19 protein-coding genes are annotated in these 18,695 nt (G+C 68.5%); 11 read left to right on the top strand and 8 right to left on the bottom strand.

Annotated features, from left to right (window positions below; translation table 11 throughout):
- Positions 1-52: 52 nt before the first annotated feature.
- Entirely contained in the window at positions 53-1,558 is a 1,506-nt protein-coding gene (locus ON37_RS14690; protein WP_051031598.1) for an RsmB/NOP family class I SAM-dependent RNA methyltransferase, read from the top strand.
- A gap of 18 nt (positions 1,559-1,576) precedes the next feature.
- On the opposite strand, the gene ON37_RS14685 is transcribed toward ON37_RS14690, so the two are convergent.
- Positions 1,577-2,752 carry a YeiH family protein gene (locus tag ON37_RS14685; RefSeq protein ID WP_083892996.1) on the bottom strand — a complete coding sequence of 392 codons (1,176 nt, stop codon included), beginning with the start codon at positions 2,750-2,752 and terminating at the stop codon, positions 1,577-1,579.
- A 102-nt stretch (positions 2,753-2,854) separates the two neighbouring features.
- Here ON37_RS14685 and ON37_RS14680 point away from each other — a divergent pair, with 102 nt between their 5' ends.
- Positions 2,855-3,781 (top strand): LysR family transcriptional regulator, encoded by a 927-nt coding sequence (locus ON37_RS14680; protein WP_040719990.1) that lies wholly within the window; start codon positions 2,855-2,857, stop codon positions 3,779-3,781.
- A gap of 6 nt (positions 3,782-3,787) precedes the next feature.
- Here ON37_RS14680 and ON37_RS14675 read toward each other — a convergent pair whose 3' ends face one another.
- Together ON37_RS14675 and ON37_RS14670 are read right to left on the bottom strand one after the other, a co-directional pair.
- Positions 3,788-4,558: an RNA polymerase sigma factor SigF gene (locus ON37_RS14675; RefSeq protein ID WP_040720013.1), complete on the bottom strand. Its 771-nt coding sequence runs from the start codon at positions 4,556-4,558 to the stop codon at positions 3,788-3,790.
- A gap of 143 nt (positions 4,559-4,701) precedes the next feature.
- Entirely contained in the window at positions 4,702-5,115 is a 414-nt protein-coding gene (locus ON37_RS14670; protein WP_210741737.1) for an ATP-binding protein, read from the bottom strand.
- Between the two features lie 132 nt (positions 5,116-5,247).
- Between ON37_RS14670 and rpe the strand changes: the two genes are divergently transcribed.
- Positions 5,248-5,913 (top strand): ribulose-phosphate 3-epimerase, encoded by a 666-nt coding sequence (rpe, locus tag ON37_RS14665; RefSeq protein ID WP_040719986.1) that lies wholly within the window; start codon positions 5,248-5,250, stop codon positions 5,911-5,913.
- Here the strand turns inward: rpe and ON37_RS14660 are convergent.
- Positions 5,882-6,352 carry a hypothetical protein gene (locus ON37_RS14660; RefSeq protein WP_040719984.1) on the bottom strand — a complete coding sequence of 157 codons (471 nt, stop codon included), beginning with the start codon at positions 6,350-6,352 and terminating at the stop codon, positions 5,882-5,884. The genes rpe and ON37_RS14660 overlap by 32 nt on opposite strands.
- 682 nt (positions 6,353-7,034) lie before the next feature.
- Here ON37_RS14660 and ON37_RS14655 point away from each other — a divergent pair.
- The 4 genes from ON37_RS14655 (at position 7,035) to ON37_RS14640 (ending at position 10,118) form a co-directional block, all read left to right on the top strand.
- Positions 7,035-7,655 (top strand): riboflavin synthase, encoded by a 621-nt coding sequence (locus ON37_RS14655; RefSeq protein WP_040719982.1) that lies wholly within the window; start codon positions 7,035-7,037, stop codon positions 7,653-7,655.
- Between the two features lie 199 nt (positions 7,656-7,854).
- Entirely contained in the window at positions 7,855-9,105 is a 1,251-nt protein-coding gene (locus tag ON37_RS14650; RefSeq protein WP_040719981.1) for a bifunctional 3,4-dihydroxy-2-butanone-4-phosphate synthase/GTP cyclohydrolase II, read from the top strand.
- Positions 9,106-9,145: 40 nt separating this feature from the next.
- The gene (ribH, locus tag ON37_RS14645; protein WP_040719979.1) at positions 9,146-9,625 is read left to right on the top strand and encodes a 6,7-dimethyl-8-ribityllumazine synthase; all 480 of its coding nucleotides are present in this window, start codon (positions 9,146-9,148) and stop codon (positions 9,623-9,625) included.
- Positions 9,626-9,629: 4 nt separating this feature from the next.
- Positions 9,630-10,118, top strand: a complete 489-nt coding sequence (locus ON37_RS14640; RefSeq protein ID WP_051031597.1) for a PH domain-containing protein — start codon at positions 9,630-9,632, stop codon at positions 10,116-10,118.
- 8 nt (positions 10,119-10,126) lie between these two features.
- Here ON37_RS14640 and ggt read toward each other — a convergent pair whose 3' ends face one another.
- Positions 10,127-12,070, bottom strand: coding sequence for a gamma-glutamyltransferase (ggt, locus tag ON37_RS14635; protein ID WP_040719977.1), 1,944 nt, complete (start codon positions 12,068-12,070; stop codon positions 10,127-10,129).
- A 100-nt stretch (positions 12,071-12,170) separates the two neighbouring features.
- Here ggt and ON37_RS14630 point away from each other — a divergent pair, with 100 nt between their 5' ends.
- On the top strand, positions 12,171-13,646 hold the full coding sequence (locus tag ON37_RS14630) for an amino acid permease (protein ID WP_040719975.1): 1,476 nt from the start codon (positions 12,171-12,173) through the stop codon (positions 13,644-13,646).
- Positions 13,647-13,662: 16 nt separating this feature from the next.
- On the opposite strand, the gene ON37_RS14625 is transcribed toward ON37_RS14630, so the two are convergent.
- Entirely contained in the window at positions 13,663-14,076 is a 414-nt protein-coding gene (locus ON37_RS14625; protein ID WP_040719973.1) for a DUF3291 domain-containing protein, read from the bottom strand.
- 99 nt (positions 14,077-14,175) lie between these two features.
- Positions 14,176-14,979 (bottom strand): ABC transporter ATP-binding protein, encoded by an 804-nt coding sequence (locus ON37_RS14620; RefSeq protein WP_051031596.1) that lies wholly within the window; start codon positions 14,977-14,979, stop codon positions 14,176-14,178.
- Between the two features lie 103 nt (positions 14,980-15,082).
- Between ON37_RS14620 and ON37_RS33670 the strand changes: the two genes are divergently transcribed.
- The 3 genes from ON37_RS33670 to ON37_RS14605 all read left to right on the top strand — a co-directional run bounded on the left by ON37_RS33670 (position 15,083) and on the right by ON37_RS14605 (position 16,957).
- Complete coding sequence (locus ON37_RS33670; RefSeq protein WP_040719972.1) at positions 15,083-15,364, top strand: hypothetical protein; 282 nt, start codon at positions 15,083-15,085, stop codon at positions 15,362-15,364.
- 191 nt (positions 15,365-15,555) lie between these two features.
- Complete coding sequence (locus ON37_RS14610; protein ID WP_040720009.1) at positions 15,556-16,275, top strand: MBL fold metallo-hydrolase; 720 nt, start codon at positions 15,556-15,558, stop codon at positions 16,273-16,275.
- Positions 16,276-16,408: 133 nt separating this feature from the next.
- Positions 16,409-16,957: a DUF6069 family protein gene (locus tag ON37_RS14605; RefSeq protein WP_040719970.1), complete on the top strand. Its 549-nt coding sequence runs from the start codon at positions 16,409-16,411 to the stop codon at positions 16,955-16,957.
- On the opposite strand, the gene ON37_RS14600 is transcribed toward ON37_RS14605, so the two are convergent.
- Complete coding sequence (locus ON37_RS14600; protein ID WP_040720007.1) at positions 16,958-18,628, bottom strand: FAD-binding dehydrogenase; 1,671 nt, start codon at positions 18,626-18,628, stop codon at positions 16,958-16,960. It abuts the gene before it with no gap.
- Positions 18,629-18,695 lie beyond the last annotated feature (67 nt).

The following is an 18,695-nucleotide window of genomic DNA, read 5'->3' as shown; positions in this document are numbered from 1 at the left end:
CGCGGGCGGCTCCCGCGGCGAGCGGACCGACCGCTCGACCGGACGGGCGGGAGTGGATCCGCGGCCGGGTGCGTCCGGCTCGGACACGAGTCGAGGGTCCGCGCAAGGCCGCCGGGGCCGGTCGGGTCGAGACTCGGACGGTCCGCGCGGCTTCTCCCGGAACGACGAATCCCGGCGGCCCGGCGAGCCGGTCCGGCGTCGGTCCGGCGCCCGCAGTGGTGCCGGCGTCGTCGACGTGCCGCGGCTGGTGGCGCGGGATGTGCTGCGCGCGGTCCGGGAACGCGATGCGTACGCCAACCTCGTCTTGCCCGTGCTGTTGCGCGAGTACGGATTGTCCGGCCGCGATGCCGCGTTCGCGACCGAACTCGCCTACGGCGCCTGCCGGGCGCTCGGGGTACTGGACGCTGTGATCGCGGAATGCGCCGGTCGGCCGGTCGCCGACATCGACGGCCCGCTGCTGGATGTCTTGCGGCTGGGCGTCTATCAGTTGCTGCGCACCCGGGTCGGGGCGCATGCCGCGGTGGACACCGCGGTGGATCTCGTGCGTAGCGAATTCGGCAGCGGCAAGGCCGGTTTCGTCAACGCGGTCCTGCGCCGAGCGGCTGGGCGATCGGCCGAGCAGTGGGTCGAAACGCTCGCGCCGGCGGATCCGGTGGGCCGCGCGGCCTTCGAGTTCGGCCATCCGGTCTGGGTCGCGCAGGCCTTCGCCGATGCACTGGGCGCGCGGGCGGGGGAGTTGCGCGATCTGCTCGCCGCCGATGATCAGCGGCCGATCGTGCATCTGGTGGCCCGGCCCGGCGAGATCACCGCCGAGGAATTGGCCCTGGTCAGCGGGGGCGAGGAGGGACGTTGGTCGCCCTATGCGGTGTATCTCGGCAGCGGCGACCCGGCGCAACTGGAAGCGGTGCGCGAAGGGATGGCCGCGGTTCAGGACGAGGGCAGTCAGCTGGTCGCGCTGTCGTTGACCCGGGCGCGGCTGCTCGGCCCGGATTCCGGCCGCTGGCTGGATCTGTGCGCCGGACCCGGTGGCAAGACCGCCCTGCTCGCAGCGCTGGCCGATATCGACGGCTACCACATCGATGCGGTCGAACCGGCGGAACACCGAGCCGAACTGGTACGCAAGGCCACTCGCGGCCTGCCGGTCACGGTGCACGTGGCCGACGGCCGCGCCGCGGGATTGACCCCCGGCTACGATCGCATCCTGGTCGACGCACCCTGCACCGGTCTGGGAGCTCTACGGCGTCGTCCCGAGGCGCGGTGGCGGCGCACGCCCGCCGACGTCCGCGATCTGACCGTTCTGCAGAGCGAATTGCTCGGCGCCGCATGGGATCTGCTGCGCCCGGGCGGGGTGGTGGTGTACTCCACCTGCTCGCCCCACCTGCCCGAAACCGTCTCGGTGGTCGCCGATTTCGCGCGTCGATCGCAGGCGGAGCAGCTCGACACCCGCGAACTGCTGCCCGGCGTGAGCGATATCGGTGACGGTCCCGCGGCACAACTGTGGCCGCATCGCCACGGCACCGACGCGATGTTCCTGGCCGCCCTGCGCAAACCGGTCTGAGCCCGGCCGGTGCTCCGCTCAGGACGCGAGCAGAGCACCGGCGAGCGCCACGCTCGATACCCACACCGTCGACAGCAGGGCCAGGATCAGCGGGCGCGGGCCGACTCGGCGCAATGCGGCCACCCGCACCCCCGCGCCCAGCGCGAACATCGCCGCGGTGAGCAGTGCGGTCTGGACCAGTTTCGCCGTGCCGAGCACGGCCTCCGGCAGGACGCCCGTGGTGCGCAGTGCCGCGCAGACCACGAAGGCGATGACGAACAGCGGGATCAGCGGGGGACGCCGATCTCCGGGCTCGCTGTCCGCGCGTCGGCGAACCTGCCAGCCGATCACCGCGAGTACCGGCGCGAGCAACACCACCCGGGCGAGTTTGACGACGACCGCGACGGTCAAGGCGGTCCCGCCGAGTGCCCCACCCGTGGCGACGACCTGGGCGACCTCGTGGACCGCGCCGCCGGCCCAGATACCCGCGGCCCGGTTACCGAGCCCGAACGCTCCGGACAGCAGCGGGACGAGGCCGATCATCGCGGTCCCGAAGACAACCACCAGTGCGACAGTGGTGAGCACCTCCTCGTCCTCGGCATCGACGACGCCGTCGACCGCGGCCGCCGCGGCCGCGCCGCAGATGGAGAATCCGCAGGCGATGAGCAGGCGCTGCGTCCACGTCATCCGCAGCAGCCGGCCCAGCAGCATGGTGACGCCGATCCCGAGCACGACGATCGCGACGACCACCGCGATGACCGCGGGTCCGAGCCCGATGATGTCGGCGAAGGTGAGCTGCAGACCCAGCAGTGCCACGCCGAGTCGCAGCAACTTCTTCGCCGAGAACTGCAACCCCGGTTGCACCCGCTGGGGCAGCGTGACGGCGTTGGCGAGTACGGCGCCGACCACGATCGCGATGAGCAGCGGACTGACCGCCGGGACGAACCGCGCGATGCCGAGCGCGACCACGGTCGCTGCGACCGTCACCGCCAACCCGGGACCGAGGTCGCTACCGAGCTCCCGCGCCCGATGCCTCGAAAAGTCTGCAGGCCGGCCACCGTGCGGCGGTACCCGGGGGCCGGCCGCCACGGACCCGTGCGCGTGGCTGTCGGATCGGCCGCGGTCCTCGAACGACGTGGCCGGATCCGCAGCAGCGGGTTGGTATCGCGGTTCGTCGCCGGATGCGGCCGCCCGCGAGAGGTCGAGGCTTGTCATATCCGCTACGGTGCCGTGTGCCGACCCTGCCCGGTAGCCGCGCAAACGCTATGGGGGCATATCAGAATGATATGTGAGTGCGGCAGGCCATATGATTCGGGTATGGCCGATACCCGACCGGACCTGGGATTTCTCGAATTATTGGTGGCCATCGACGATCACGGCAGTCTCGGTGCTGCCGCACGCGCGATCGGCATGGCGCAGCCGAATGCCAGCCGGGCGATGCGGCTGTGGGAGCACCGCCTCGGGCTCGCGCTGGTGCGTCGATCGCCGCGCGGCTCGAAGCTCACGCCGTCGGGCACGGTTCTGGTGCACTGGGCGCGGGAGGTGCTGGCCGATCTGGATCGACTGGTCGACGCCGCCGCCGGGTTGCGCACCGATCAGGAGGCGGAGTTGACCGTCGCCGCCAGTATGACGGTGGCCGAGTGCCTGCTGCCCGGCTGGCTCGGCGACTTCCGTCGTTCCCGGCCCGATGTGAAAGTCCATCTGCAGGTGCACAATTCGCGCCAGGTGTGCGATCGGCTGCTGGCCGGCGAATGCGATCTGGGGTTCGTCGAATCACCCTCGGTCCCCGATGGCCTGCCGCATGTGACCGTCGCACACGACCGGCTGGTCGTGGTCGTGCACCCGGGACACGCCTGGGCGCGGCGCCGGAAACCGCTCACGGTCGCCGAACTCGCCGCTACCGCTCTGGTGGTCCGCGAGCCCGGCTCCGGTACCCGCAGCACTCTCGACGCGGCGCTCGCCGAATATCCGCGCGCGGAACCGCTGCTCGAACTCGGCAGTGCCGCCGCGATCCGCACCAGCGTGCTGGGCGGGGTCGGCCCGGCGGTGCTCAGCACTCTCGCCGTCGGCGACCAACTCGACCGTGGTGAGCTGCGCGCCGTCCCGGTCGCCGGACTCGACCTGCGGCGCACCCTGCGGGCGGTCTGGCGGCCGCCGCGCACCCTCGGCGGCCCGGCGGGGGAACTGGTCGCGGCGGTCGTGCACGGACGCCGCGCTGCCGCGGTGGCCGGCGACGAGCGCTGAACGCGACTACTCGCGGGCGCTCTGTTCGCGCAGCCGGGCAAGGGTTTTCGCGAGGATGCGGGAGACGTGCATCTGCGAGATCCCCATCCGCTGCGCGATCTGCGTTTGGGTCATCGATTCGAAGAACCGCATGGTGAGGATGCGGCGCTCGCGTTCGGGCAGCCCGGCCAGCAGCGGCCGGATCGCCACATATTCCTCGACCCGGTCGAACTGCGACTCCTCCTCACCCAGAGTGTCGAGCAGGGAGGCCTCGGTATCGCGGCCCACCGACACCGCGTCGATCGAGCTGGGCTGATAGGCATTGCCCGCGATGACCGCCTGTGTCACCTCGTCGGGATGGATGTCGAGTTCGGCGGCGATCTCCTTGGCGGTGGGAGAGCGGCCCAACGACTGCGACAGTGAATCGATCGCCGATCCGATGCGCAGATGAGTTTCCTTGACCCGCCGGGGAACTCGCATCGCCCAGGTGTTGTCGCGGAAGTAGCGACGCACCTCGCCCATGATGGTGGGCACGGCGAAGGACAGGAAGTTCGATCCGCGTGACACATCGAACCGGTCCACGGCGTGGACCAACCCGACGCGCGCAACCTGCGTCAGATCGTCGAACGGCTCGCCGCGACCGCTGAATTTGCGAGCGATATGGTCCGCCAACGGAATGCAGCGGTTGATCAGCTCGTCCCGCAGCTCGGCGCGCCGGTCGTCCCCTGCCTGTGACAAGGCCTGGAACAGGGCGTTGACGTCGTCGTATCCGGACACCGAATCGGCGACATCGTCCACATCGTCGCCGGCGTCGGGTTCGGGCGGGGTGGCATCGGTGTCGTGGGTGTGCTCGGCACCGGCATCGTCTCGGGGTCCGCTCGCGGCCGTACCACCGGTGTCCGCGGCCTCGTCGGCCTCGAACACGCCGTCTTCGTCGACCACTACGCCTTCCCCCGGACCCGCCGGAACTCCACGACCGTCGGGTATCCGGAGATCGCCGAATCGAACGGGTCCTGGGTGACCTCGATCCCGTCGGTCAGGGTACGCAGCACATGCCAGCCGAAGCTGCGCTGATCGGGCAGTTTCGACGTGGCCGCGATACCGGCCACGCGCACGAGCAGATCGGTGTCGCCGACGGTGAACCGGCACTGCAGGGTGCTGCCGGGGACGGCCAGCTCGATCAGCGTCGAGCAGGCCTCGTCGACGGCCAGCCGGATGTCGGCGACCTCGTCGAGTGTGAAATCACTGAGCAGGACCAGTGTTTCGGCCAATCCGCGCACGATCGGCAGCTGCGACACGGTGGCCGCGACGCCGATTTCGACGGGTGTGCTGCGCAGTCCCTCTTCAGCCGACATGTTGATCACCCTACGAAGGCTACCCAACTTCGCGCCGCACAATCGCCGACAGTGCCGATTTCGGCTGTCGGCGACCCAGTACACTCACGCGCTGTGTCCACCTCGAATCCCCCTTTCCACCGGCCGTCGCCGATGATCGCGCCGTCCATCCTGTCCGCCGACTTCGCCCGGCTCGCCGACGAGGTCCGGGCGGTCGAGGGTGCCGACTGGCTGCACGTCGACGTCATGGACAACCACTTCGTGCCGAATCTGACGCTGGGCCTGCCGGTGGTGCAGAGTCTGCTGAAAACCACCGACATTCCGCTGGACTGCCATTTGATGATCGAGGACCCGGCTCGCTGGGCGCCGCCGTACGCCGAGGCCGGAGCCTACAACGTGACCTTTCATGCCGAGGCGACCGAGGACCCGGTCGCGGTGGCCCGCGATATCCGAGCGGCCGGCGCCAAGGCGGGCCTGTCCGTGAAGCCGAATACGCCGATCGAGCCGTATCTGGAAATCCTGCGCAACTTCGACACCCTGCTGGTGATGAGTGTCGAGCCCGGATTCGGCGGGCAGTCCTTCATCCCGCATGTTCTGGACAAGGCGCGGGCGGTTCGCCGCCTGGTCGACAGCGGGGAATTGCGTCTGGTCGTCGAAATCGACGGCGGCATCAATATGGACACGATCGAGGCCGCCGCCGAAGCGGGAGTGGACTGCTTCGTCGCGGGCTCCGCGGTCTACGGCACCGACGATCCGGCCGCGACCGTGGAAGCGTTGCGCGAGAAGGTTATCGAGACCGAGCAGGCGGCGTCGCGCTGATCCGCACGGCCTCCACGACCGCCGCCATGGGGACGACCGCGTCGAGGTGTTCGGGCGCCTGCACCCAGATGCGATAGCCGGTCCGTTCGTCCGCTGCCGACGGCAGGACTACGTGACTACCGGTGCAGGCGACGGTTGTGTAGAGCCGAAACAGTTCGGCCGCAACGGATGCGCTCACTCCGGCCGCGCGGGCGGGGCCGGTGATGAAGGTCCAGCGCCGGGCGCGCGGGTGGTGGACGACCGGCGTCACCAGGCCGGACCGGGTCAACTGGCGGAGGACTCGTTCGCCGAGGTCGGCCGGCATGGTGACGGCTCCGAACTGCGCCCCGATCTCGAGCACGATGTGCTGGGAGGCGTCGTCGACCAGGGCGGGGAGATGGAATACCCGGCGATACCGCTCGCAGCGATCGCCGAGAGACGTATCGATCAATGTGGTCACGCCGCACCCCCATAGGTGTTGTCGTCCGACGTAATCCGTTGGCGGATCGCTCCGATCCCGGACGCCGTCGGAACACGATGTCGAAACGGTATTGCTCGAAACGCATAGTGCAGAAATGCGGCAGCGCATACGGCTGTGTGCGGTCGCGAACAGCCGGTACGAGCTGCGGTGGTACGTGATACGCAATCAAGCGCTGTGCTGATGAACTGGCGCTGCTGGTAATGAACCGTTGGAATCAACTACATAACAATATTGCTACCGGAATCGTCATCACGCAAGGGTGAGAGTTGAATTCGCAGGCAGGTGGGTAACGGTTCGGATTCGGCCGCAAAATGAGCCCGTTCTCACGGGTTTCGAGTCCGGACACGGTATTTCTTTTGCAACACATATCAGAATATTGCGCAGTGTTCCTTTTCCTGACCCACTGTTGCCCGGTAATTGCCGGGTGGTGGACTCTTGCGCTCGGCGTGCCGCCGATACCGCGCCGGGTTTCCGCCCCCTTTCCGGTCCCACGGTCTCGATTCGGCGGTTCGGACCGGTCCGTAGGACAGCCGGATGTGGCCTGCTACCGCGCGTCGTTACCCTGATGACACTGCGGCTCCTCGGGGAATACCACGAGCGGCCGGCACCGTTTGCGCTAGCGGACGCCCCGAACGCGGGCGCCGGGTGACAGGAGATAAGGATGTTCACAGGCATCGTCGAGGAGCTGGGTGAGATCGTCGCCGTCGAGCGATCCGCGGATGCGGCGCGACTCACGATTCGCGGTGCGCTGGTCACCTCCGATGCCCGCCATGGCGACTCGATCGCGGTCAACGGCGTCTGCCTGACGGTGGTCGACGTGGTCGGCGGCGACAGCTTCACCACCGATGTGATGGGCGAGACGCTCAACCGCTCGGGCATCGGCAAACTCGACGTCGGTTCGCCGGTGAATCTGGAGCGTGCCGCGGCCGTGGACAGCCGGCTGGGCGGGCACATCGTGCAGGGCCACGTCGACGGCACCGGAACCGTGCTCTCCCGCACCCCATCCGACAACTGGGAGGTGGTGCGAATCTCGTTGCCCGACAATCTCGCTCGCTACGTGGTCGAGAAGGGGTCGATCACCGTGGACGGGATCTCGCTGACCGTCTCCGGCCTGGGGGTCGACGAAGCCGCCGAGCCCGGACATCGCGACTGGTTCGAGGTGTCACTGATCCCCACCACCCGCGAACTCACCACCCTCGGTGCCGCACCGGTCGGTGCCACCGTGAATCTGGAGGTCGACATCATCGCCAAATATGTCGAGCGCCTCCAGCAGCGCGGGTGAGCCCACCCTCGCGACCCACAACGCCACACAGGTCCACACCACAGACAACGGGTAGCGCCCGACTGCCGATGTCAGCCTCCACCGGACCGTCCACTGCGATCTCCTCGGCCGGACGGGCCGAGAACACGCCGGAGCGAAGCGGAGGCGATCGACACAGTAGGCTCGAGTCGCACCTATTCCGAGATGGAGCACAGCAGACGTGACCAGGTTCGACACCATCGAGCGCGCAGTCGCCGATATCGCCGCCGGTAAGGCGGTCGTCGTCGTCGACGACGAGGGCCGGGAGAACGAGGGCGACCTCATCTTCGCCGCGGAGAAGGCGACCCCCGAGCTGGTGGCCTTCATGATCCGATACACCTCCGGCTACATCTGCGTGCCGCTGACCGGTGCGGACTGCGATCGGCTGGGCCTGCCGCCGATGTACTCCATGAATCAGGACAAGCACGGCACCGCCTACACCGTGTCGGTGGACGCCCGCGAAGGGATCAGCACCGGCATCTCGGCCGCGGATCGGGCGACCACGATGCGGTTGCTGGCCGATCCGGCGGCGCGCGCCGACGAATTCACCCGGCCGGGTCACGTCGTTCCGCTGCGGGCCAAGGACGGTGGCGTGCTGCGCCGGCCCGGACATACCGAGGCCGCGGTGGATCTGGCGCGCATGGCCGGACTCAGCCCGGCGGGCGTGATCTGCGAGATCGTGAGCCAGAAGAACGAAGGCGATATGGCCCGCACCGAGGAGCTGCGGGTGTTCGCCGACGAGCACGAGCTGGCCTTGATCTCGATCGCCGACATGATCGCCTGGCGCCGCAAGCACGAGAAGCAGGTGGAGCGGATCGCCGAGGCGCGGATCCCCACCAAGCACGGCGAATTCAAGGCCGTCGGCTACAAGAGCATCTACGACGACGTCGAACATGTGGCGCTGGTCCGCGGTGATCTGAGCGTCGACGGCGGCGACGATGTACTGGTGCGGGTGCATTCGGAATGCCTGACCGGCGACGTGTTCGGGTCCCTGCGCTGTGACTGCGGCCCGCAGTTGGACGCGGCACTCGAGATGGTCGCCGCCGAGGGCCGGGGCGTCGTGCTCTACATGCGTGGTCACGAGGGCCGCGGAATCGGCCTGATGCACAAATTGCAGGCCTATCAGCTGCAGGACTCCGGGCACGACACCGTCGACGCGAACATCGAACTCGGCCTGCCCGCCGATGCCCGCGACTACGGCACCGGGGCGCAGATCCTGGTCGATCTGGGCATCAAGTCGATGCGGCTGCTGACCAACAACCCCGCCAAGCGGGTGGGCCTGGACGGATACGGTCTCAGCATTACCGAGCGGGTGCCGATGCCGGTGCGGGCCAATGCCGAGAATCTGCGCTACCTGCGCACCAAGCGGGACCGGATGGGCCACGATCTGGTCGGCCTGGACGATCTGGATCTGGGCGAGACGGCGCAGTAGTGGAGACGGTGAGCGATTCGGTGAGAAGGGGTAACGGTCGATGAGCGGTACGGGTGTACCGGAGTTCGCGCTGTCGGATGCCAAGGATTTGACGGTCGGAATCGTCGCGTCCCGCTGGCACAGCACCATCTGCGATACGTTGCTCGCCAATGCCGAGCGGGTGGCCCGGGAGGCCGGCGTCGAGCAGATCACCGTGGTGCGGTGCGCGGGCGCGATGGAGTTGCCGGTGGTCGCGCAGGCGCTGGCCCGCACCCACGACGCGGTGGTGGCGCTGGGTGTCGTGATCCGTGGTGAGACACCGCATTTCGAGTACGTCTGCGACGCGGTGACCGCCGGACTGACCCGGGTGTCGCTGGACGAGGGCACCCCGGTGACCAACGGCGTGCTCACCGTGAACACCGAGGCGCAGGCGCTCGATCGCGCGGGTCTGCCCGATTCGGCCGAGAACAAGGGCGAGCAGGCGAGCGCGGCGGCGCTGGACGCGGCCTTGACCCTGCGCGCGCTGCGGCGAGAAGCCTGAGCCGATGGCACCGGTCTCCCGCGGTACCCGATCGGCCGCCGAGCAGCCGCAGTGGGATCTCGAGGTGCGGCCGCGCCGGGCGGTGCGGACCGCGCGCATCGTGGCCGCGGTGATCGCGATCTTGTTCGTCGTGGCCGGTGTGTTGTCGAGCAACTCCACGACCGGCGTCAATTTCCGGGGCGCCGATCAGGTGGCGATCGTCTGTTTCGGTCTGCTGCTCGCCGGCGCGGTGCTGCTGCTGACCCGGCCGCGGGTCCGGGTCGGTGCGCAGGGTGTGGTGGTCCGCAACATTCTGGGCGACAACGAGTTCCGCTGGGCGGATATCCGCGGCATCTCGATCCCGGACAAGAAGGCTTGGGCGCGCCTGGAATTGGTCGGCGACGAGTACGTGCCGATGCTCGCGATCCGGGTCAACGACAAGGATCATGCCGCCCGCGCGATGGATCGCTTTCGCGAACTCGGCGCGAAGTACACTGCGGCGCAACAGGACTGAGGTACCGCTCAGCGAGCATCGCCGAGCACGATGCCCTCCCGGCGCGGGTCCGCGCCGCCGATCCAGCCGTCCGGTGTGCGCTGCAGCGCGCTGAGCCCACTGGACTGGTCGGCGACCGACACCTGATGCCCCATCGCGCGCAGTCGCTGCACCAGCGGATCGTGTGCGCCGTCGGCGGTGGCGTCGACCGCGGGATGTTCGCCCCCGACGCCGGTGACCGGAGTATTGGCGGCGCCGAATGCCACCTGGGAGACCGCCTGTTGCGGATCGAGCTGCCAATCCAGCAGGCCCACCAGCGTTTTCACCACGAACTGGATGATCACCGACCCACCCGGCGAACCGGTGACGTCGATCAGCTGCCCGCGCGTACCGTCGGGTGCGCGGTCGAACACCAGCGTGGGGCTCATCGAACTGCGTGGGCGTTTACCGGGTTGGACCCGGTTGGCCAGCGGTGTGCCCGTGGCGTCGGCGGGTTCGGCGCTGAAGTCGGTGAGTTGATTGTTGAGGACGAAGCCGTCGACCAGGTGGAAGGACCCGAAGGCCGATTCGACCGTGGTGGTCATCGCGGCGGCGTTGCCGTACCGGTCCACCACGGAGATATGGCTGGTTCCGTGCTCGGGCTGGGGCCCACCGGCGCCGAGTGGCACCGGGCCGAAGTCCCCCGGTTGGGCGGTACCCATCGCACGGTCCGGGTTGATCAGTCCGGCTCGCTGCTTCAGATAGTCCTTGTTCAGCAAGGCGTCGGCCGAGCCGCCGGGCAACGGCACGAAATCGCTGTCGGCGACGTATTTGTCCCGATCGGCGTAGGCCAACCGTTCGGCCTCCGAAATCAGATGGACGGCTTCGGCTTTCGGTTTTCCCCCGTTGCGATCGGGATGGTCGGGGCCGAGGGCGGCCAGGTCGAAGTTGGCGAGGATGCCCAGCGTCGCGGCGACGGTGATGCCGCCCGATGACGGATTGGGCATCCCGCAGATCTGCTTGCCCCGGTACTCGGTGCACAGCGCCGTCCGTTTCGCGGCGTGATAGCCGGCCAGATCGTCGAGCGAGAGCGCCCCGGGGGTGCGGCCGCCGCTGGTGGTCGCGGTGGCCTCGACGATGTCGTGGGCGACGGCGCCGGTATAGAAGGCATCCGGGCCGTCGGCCGCGATGGCGCTCAGTGTTTTGGCCATGGCGGGATTGGTCAGGTGGTAGCCCCGGGGTTTGGGGGTACCGTCCGGCTGCAGGAAGTACGCCTTCGCATTCTCGTCGCGGGCGAGCTCCGGTGCGGACTGCGCGATCTGGCTCGCCAGGCGCGCACTGATGTCGAAGCCGTTGTCCGCCAGGTCGATTGCCGGGTCGAACAGATCGCGCCAGGGTTGTTTGCCGTGGTCGTGATGGGCGGATTCGAGCAGGCGCAGGACCCCGGGAACGCCGATGGAACGACCACTGGCCCGGGTGTTCGGTTGCGGCGGCGCGTGATCGGTATCGCTGATCCAGCGCAGGTAGTTCTCGGTCGCCGCGGCGGGGGCGATTTCCCGGCCGTCGTACGCGTCGATCGAGCGGGAACCGGCGTCGTAGTAGAGCAGGAATGCTCCGCCACCGATGCCGGAGGCCTGGGGTTCCACCAGGCCCAGCACCGTCTGGGCGGCGATCAGTGCATTGGCGGCGGTGCCGCCGTCGGCGAGTACCCGGCAGGCGGCGCGGGTGGCGACCGGGTTGGCGGTGGAGACCGCGAAGCTGTGCGTCCGCACCGGCGTCATATCGCTGCGATAACCGGTGGCGATTTCCGGGTTGGTCGCCAGATTCGTCGCGGTCGCCGTCGGTGCCGCGGCGGCGCTGACCGGGGTGCCGTTCGGAGTGTCGGCGCAGGTGCGATCGGATTCGGAGGTGTTGGACGCGCAACCGGTGAGCAGCGTCGTGCTCAGCAGGACGGCGGCGCTCGCGCCGGCCAAGATCGCTCGCGTGCGCCTCATGCGGGCACTTTAACCCGCACCGGCCCCACCGCGCCGGGCTTCGTTCCCACACCGGGTAACGTCGAGCCGCCCCGACCTCGACCAAGGAAACCCCCGACCGATGAGCGAGATGAGCGAGATACCAGCGCAGACGCACCTCAGCGCCGAGGACAGCGGCTATCACAAGAGCCTCAAGCCGCGGCAGCTGCAGATGATCGCGATCGGCGGCGCGATCGGCACCGGCCTGTTCCTGGGGGCCGGTGGACGGCTCGCCGATGCCGGGCCCGGGCTGTTCCTGGTCTACGCGGTCTGTGGTGTCTTCGTCTTCTTCATCCTGCGCGCCCTGGGGGAGCTGGTGTTGCACCGGCCGTCCTCGGGGTCGTTCGTCTCCTACGCTCGCGAGTTCTACGGGGAGAAGGCGGCCTTCGTCGCCGGATGGGCATACTTCCTGAACTGGTCGATGACCGGCATCGTCGATACCACCGCCATCGCGACCTATCTGCACTACTGGGGCGCCTTCGGCGCGATCCCGCAGTGGGTGCTGGCGCTGATCGCGCTGTGTCTGGTGCTCGCGGTGAACCTGGTCTCGGTGAAATGGTTCGGCGAACTGGAGTTCTGGGCGGCGCTGATCAAGGTCGTGGCGCTGGTGTCGTTCCTGATCATCGGCATCGTATTCCTCGGTGGCCGATTCCGGATCGACGGTGCGGCAACGGGTTTCGGTTTGGTCGGCCATGCCGGCGGCTGGTTCCCCACGGGCGTGTTGCCCCTGGTGACGGTCGCCTCGGGGGTGGTGTTCGCCTATGCGGCGGTCGAGATGGTCGGCACGGCGGCGGGCGAGACGGAGAATCCGCAGCAGATCATGCCGCGGGCGATCAATTCGGTGATTCTGCGGATCGCGGTGTTCTACGTCGGCTCGCTGATCCTGTTGGCCCTGCTGCTGCCTTATACCGCCTACCGCGCCGACGAAAGTCCCTTCGTCACGTTCTTCACCAAGCTGGGTGTGGCCCATGCCGGTTCGGTGATGAATCTCGTCGTGTTGACCGCGGCCTTCTCCAGTCTCAACGCCGGGCTGTACTCCACCGGGCGGATCCTGCGTTCGATGGCGGTCAACGGCAGCGCGCCGGCGTTCACGGCCCGGATGAGCAGCCGCGGCGTGCCCTACGGTGGCATCGTGCTGACCAGCCTGATCGCGCTGGTCGGCATCTGGCTCAACTACATCGTCCCGGCACGTGCCTTCGAGATCGTGCTCAATGTGGCCTCGCTGGGCATTCTGGCCTCGTGGGCGACCATCGTGCTGTGCCAGCTGGCCCTGTGGCGGCGTTGGCGGCGCGGTGAGATGGAGCGTCCGGCCTTCCGGATGTTCGGGGCGCCCTACACCGGCATCGCGACGCTGGTGTTTCTCGCCGCGATGCTGGTACTGATGGCATTCGACCGCCCGGTCGGCACCTGGACGGTGGCGAGCCTCGTGGTGTTGATACCCGCCCTGATCGTCGGCTGGTTCGCGGCCCGCTCGCGGGTGCTCGAGGTGGCGCGGCTGCGCGAGCCGCCGGACGGGCAACCGGCGCGGCCGACACAGCCGGTCCCCGTCGAGGACTGATCTGCGCGATCTGGCCTCACGAGGCCGCTGTGCGGCTGGGATTCTCGCGCTCGGCGGCGATGCGGCGCTGCGCCTCGGGCCAGCCGATCGGCAGCTCGGCCGCGGGGGCGGACCAGAAGACGAAGGTCGATTCGCGCATCACGGCTCGGGCCCGCACGATCGCGGAGGCGTGCGGATCGGTCCGCGCATAGGCGGTGATCGCGTCGGCGTCGGCCCACGCCGACAGCGTCCAGAAGGTCCGGCGGGTGAGGTCGGCTTTCAGCGTGATGCCGATGGCGCCGGGGGAGCGGCGAGCCTGTCGCCACAGCACCATCGAGGTCGCGAAGAAGCGGGGGACGTGCCACAGCGATCGGACCTCGAGCCGCGAGGCCATGACCTGGACGGTGTCGTTACCGGGCCGATCGATGGTGAGCCAGGGCAAGGTGGGCATGGCGAGAGCTTTCGACGAGGCGAGTAGAGCGTGGCGCCTGTCGAACATCGCATGCCGCACTAATCTTGTCAACGGAAAGATTGGTGTCTGTCGCTGGGATCAGGCGCGCACGCTGCGTTCGGTCCGCACATGCCACCGGCCGTCGTCGGTCCGGGTCAGCCGGATCGGGTGGTCGAAGCAGGTGCTGATGTTGGCGCTGGTGAGCACCTGGTCCACCGGCCCGCTCGCGACGCAGCGACCGGCCCGCAGGAGCAGCACATGGGTGGTGGCCGGCGGCAGCTCCTCCAGATGATGGGTGACCAAAACCGACGCCAGCTCCGGATGGGTCGCCTGCAACAGGTCGATCCGCTCGATGAGCTGCTCGCGCCCGCCCACGTCCAGCCCCGTCGAGGGTTCGTCGAGCAGGAGCAGACGCGGTTCCGCGATGAGCGCGCGGGCGATGAGAGCGCGGCCGCGTTCCCCCTGGGAGAGGGTGGGCCAGCGAGCCTCGCGGCGGTGGGTGAGGCCCATGAGTTCGATGAGCCGGTCGGCCTCGGCATCCTGTTCCGGGGTGGGCGACCAGCGCTGCTTGATATCGGCGGTGTTGGTGAGTCCGGTCAGCACCACCTCGTGGGCGGTGAGCGGATACGGCGGGTTGTGTCGCGGGTCGACATGGCCGATGAGCGTCCGCAGTTCGCGCATGTCGACGCGCCCGAGCCGGTGGCCGAGTACGTGCACACTGCCGTGCGTGGGATGTTCGAAGGCGCCCAGCATTTTCAGCAGGGTGGTTTTGCCGGCGCCGTTGGGCCCGAGCAGTGCCCAGTGTTCGCCCGCGCGGACCGTCAGCGAGACGTCGGCGAGGATCGGGGTGCGGTTGCGCACGAAATCTACGGCGTCCACCTGGAGGATGGGGGAGTCGACCATGCGGTCAACGGTAGCAAACTCCTCAGACAAGCTGATAGGTGAAGGGGTGGCGCCGGAACCCCGCTCGCGGTCGGGTGAATGCTCCGCAACCATCGACCCGCAGGTGAGACAGGCCGCCGCCGATTCGCCGGTGCAGTGGCGGCAGTGGTGGTGGATCTGCCTGATCGCCCAGGTGTTGTTCCTGCCGTTTGTGTTCCTGATGGCCGGACGGTGGAGTCCGAAGCGAGCAGCCGCCGACGCCGCCGAACACGACCGCCGGGTGAGCGCGGAACTCGCGGCGCTGGGCGCGGGCGCGGAGCCGGGCCTCGCGCCGGATACCGGCAGTTCGTCGGCGGCTGGACGTGAACCCGAGGCGTCGCCGCCGGAGCCCGCCGCGGCCGAGTAGGGATCGCGCCGGTGGCCCCGGGCGGGACGCGGGAACGGCCGCGTCCCGCCCGTCTCGGTCGGATCGGATCGTGGGTATCGACCCATTGGTGTGATCTGGATAACATCAGTGGAACGGGGTCGAACTTGTGGACACGGGTCCGCGCCGCGTTCGAACGGCTGCCGACGTCCGGGCCCGGATGGGAGCCGAACATGCAGAGCCGTACCGACGAAATCGCCGACCACATCTACCGGATATCCACCTTCATGCCGGAGGTCGGCCCGACCGGGTTCACCATCAACCAGTTCCTCGTGGTCGATGACGAACCACTGCTGTTCCATTGCGGTATGCGGGCGTTGTATCCGCTGGTCAGCGAACAGATCGGCGCCATCGTCCCGGTGCAGAGGCTGCGCTGGATCACCTTCGGCCACGTCGAGGCCGACGAATGCGGCGCGATGAACCTGTTCCTCGCCGCGGCGCCGCATGCCCAGGTGGCCCACGGGGCGCTGGGGTGCGAGGTGTCGATCAACGATCTGGCCGACCGCCCTCCGCGGCCCCTGGCCGACGGTGAGGTCCTCGAATTGGGCGAGCACCGCATCCGGCATCTCGACACGCCCCATGCTCCACACAACTGGGAGGCGCGGGTGCTCTACGACGAGACCACCGGGGTGTTGTTCTGCGGTGACCTGATGACTCAGGTCGGGGACGGGCCGGCCCTCACCGAATCCGACGTCGTCGGACCCGCCGCCTTTGCCGAAGACGTCTTCCACGCCACCTCGCTCGGTCCGGCCGTGCCGGCGGCGCTGCATCGACTGGCCGATCTCCGGCCCGCCACGCTGGCGGTCATGCACGGCTCGAGTTTCGCCGGCGACGGGGCGGCCGCCCTGCGCGATCTGGCCGCTGAATACGAAAGGCGTTTGGCACCTGCGTGATTCGCCGATGACCGGCGTCGGTCCGGGGCGTTTCGCCGGCCCGGGCCCCGGCCTGCCGCGTGTCGTTCGGGCGTCGCCGGCCGCGGTGCGGCCCTAGACTCGGCAGACACATTCACGACGGAGGTGATCGGCGGTGTATCCACAGGACCCGCGCGAGCAGCACACCGCGCGGTACGAGAGCGGTTATCAGCCGGGTGGCTATCAGGATCCCGGCTACCAGCAGTCCTATCGATCGCCGGGGCAGCCGGCGCAGCAGCGGCAGCCCGAGGTGAATCTCGGCATGTTCGCCGGAGGCGTACTCGCCACGGCGGTCGTCACCGCTCTCGCGGCCTGGCTGTGCGCGTGGATCATCGACGTCATCGCCACCCGCGCCACCGAGAGCGGCAAGTTCGGCGTGTGGAACCCGATGGCCGAGCAGGGGTACTGGTTCGCCGTCGTGGCCTTCTTCTGCGCCCTCCTGGCCGGCGTGCTGTGGTACGTCCTGCATCTGGGCACACCGTCGCCGGATATGTTCTTCGCCTGGATCGTCGGAATCCTCATCGCCGCGTCGGTGATCATCCCGCTGACCCTGTCGAGCGACCTGTGGGTGGGCGCCTCCACGGCGATCGAACATCTCGTGATCGGATTGCCGATCTTCAGCCTGATCCGGGCGGTGGGTGCCAAGAGCCTCGAACCGCGCTGATCAGCGCGGCAGCCGCGCCATCGCCCGGCCCGCGACCCGGCCGGAGAAGATACAGCCGCCGAGGAAGGTGCCCTCGAGCGCGTTGTAGCCGTGGACGCCGCCGCCACCGAAACCGGCCACCTCGCCGGCCGCGTACAGACCCGGGAACGGTGTGCCGTCCTCTCGCACGACCTGCGCGTCCAGATTGGTCTGCAGGCCGCCCAAGGTCTTCCGGGTCAGGATGTTCAGTCGCACGGCGATCAACGGCCCGTGCGCGGGGTCGAGGATACGGTGCGGCGCCGCGACCCGGCCCAGCTTGTCGCCCAGCGATCGGCGGGCATTGGCGACGGCCATCAGCTGGGCATCCTTGCTGTACTTGTTGTCCAGTTCGCGGTCGCGGGCGATGATCTGGCGCTCGAGATCGGCGAGCTCCAGTTGGGGGCCGCGAGCGATGTCGTTCATCCCGCGGACCAGCTCCGGCAGCGTATCGGCGACGACGAAATCGACGCCGTGTCGTTTGAACGCCTCGACCGGTCCGGGCGCGCCCTTGGCGGCGCGGCTCTTGAGGGTGAGTTTGAGGTCCTTACCGGTGATGTCGGGATTCTGTTCGGATCCGGAGAGGGCGAATTCCTTCTCGATGATCGACTGGGTCAGGACGAACCACGAGTAGTCGTAACCGGTGGCGAGGATCGCCTTCATCGTGGCGTTGGTGTCGAAGCCCGGGAAACATGGTGCGGGCAAACGCTTTCCCTGGGCGTCGAACCACAGCGACGAGGGCCCGGGGATGATCCGGATGGCATGGTCGGGCCAGATCGGATCCCAATTGTGAATGCCCTCGGTGTAGTGCCACATCCGGTCCCGATTCACGATTCGGCCGCCGGCGGCTTCGGTGATCGCGAGCATGCGCCCGTCGACGTGGGCGGGAACGCCGGAGATCATCGTCTGCGGGCAGGGACCGAGGCGTTCGGTCGGCCAGTTCCGACGGATCAGCTCGTGGTTGTGGCCGATGCCGCCCGAGGAGACCAGGACGGCGGGCGCGCGGAACTCGAACTCGCCCACCGTGTTTCGCGAAGACGCCACGCCACGGTCGAGCTCGCTCGGCTCCAGCACGCTGCCGCGCACACCCACCACCGCATCGTTGTCGACGATCAACTCGTCGACGCGGTGCCGGAACGCGAAATCGACCAGGCCCCGTTTCTCCGCGTCCAGAACGGGTTCGAGGAAGACCCGCAACACCTCCGGCCCGGTGCCCCAGGTGAGGTGGAAGCGAGGCACCGAGTTGCCGTGCCCGTCCGCGGTGGCGCCGCCGCGCTCGGCCCAGCCGACCAGGGGAGTGACGCGCAGGCCGAGATCGTGCAGGTAGCGACGCTTCTCGCCGGCGGCGAACTCGACGTAGGCGCGGGCCCACTGTCGTGCCCAGTGATCCTCGTCCTCCCGGTCGAAGCCGGCCGAGCCCTCCCAGTCCTGCCAGGCCAGGGCGAAGGAGTCTTTGATGCCGAGGCGGCGCTGTTCCGGGCTGTCGACGAAGAACAACCCGCCCAGCGACCAGAAGGCCTGCCCGCCGAGATTGTTGCGATTCTCCTGATCGAGTACCAGGACGCGGCGACCGGCGCGGGTGAGCTCGTAGGTGGCGACCAGCCCGGCCAGTCCGGCTCCGACGACGATGACATCCGGCTGTGCTGACGGCGCCACGGGCACTCCTCCGCATTCTGCGAAATGGATACATTGGTGTATCGAACGTGTTCAACGTAGCAGATGC

It is taken from the genome of Nocardia veterana NBRC 100344, assembly GCF_000308855.1.
Lineage (GTDB): Bacteria > Actinomycetota > Actinomycetes > Mycobacteriales > Mycobacteriaceae > Nocardia > Nocardia veterana.
This window is presented reverse-complemented; position numbering and strand designations above follow the sequence as displayed.

Coding starts and splice junctions, on each gene's coding strand:
- ON37_RS14685 (WP_083892996.1), bottom strand. CDS start 2,752: ATGACAAGCCTCGACCTCTCGCGGGCGGCCGCATCCGGCGACGAACCG.
- ON37_RS14680 (WP_040719990.1), top strand. CDS start 2,855: ATGGCCGATACCCGACCGGACCTGGGATTTCTCGAATTATTGGTGGCC.
- ON37_RS14670 (WP_210741737.1), bottom strand. CDS start 5,115: ATGTCGGCTGAAGAGGGACTGCGCAGCACACCCGTCGAAATCGGCGTC.
- rpe (WP_040719986.1), top strand. CDS start 5,248: ATGATCGCGCCGTCCATCCTGTCCGCCGACTTCGCCCGGCTCGCCGAC.
- ON37_RS14655 (WP_040719982.1), top strand. CDS start 7,035: ATGTTCACAGGCATCGTCGAGGAGCTGGGTGAGATCGTCGCCGTCGAG.
- ribH (WP_040719979.1), top strand. CDS start 9,146: ATGAGCGGTACGGGTGTACCGGAGTTCGCGCTGTCGGATGCCAAGGAT.
- ON37_RS14640 (WP_051031597.1), top strand. CDS start 9,630: ATGGCACCGGTCTCCCGCGGTACCCGATCGGCCGCCGAGCAGCCGCAG.
- ggt (WP_040719977.1), bottom strand. CDS start 12,070: ATGAGGCGCACGCGAGCGATCTTGGCCGGCGCGAGCGCCGCCGTCCTG.
- ON37_RS14630 (WP_040719975.1), top strand. CDS start 12,171: ATGAGCGAGATGAGCGAGATACCAGCGCAGACGCACCTCAGCGCCGAG.
- ON37_RS14625 (WP_040719973.1), bottom strand. CDS start 14,076: ATGCCCACCTTGCCCTGGCTCACCATCGATCGGCCCGGTAACGACACC.
- ON37_RS14620 (WP_051031596.1), bottom strand. CDS start 14,979: ATGGTCGACTCCCCCATCCTCCAGGTGGACGCCGTAGATTTCGTGCGC.
- ON37_RS14610 (WP_040720009.1), top strand. CDS start 15,556: ATGCAGAGCCGTACCGACGAAATCGCCGACCACATCTACCGGATATCC.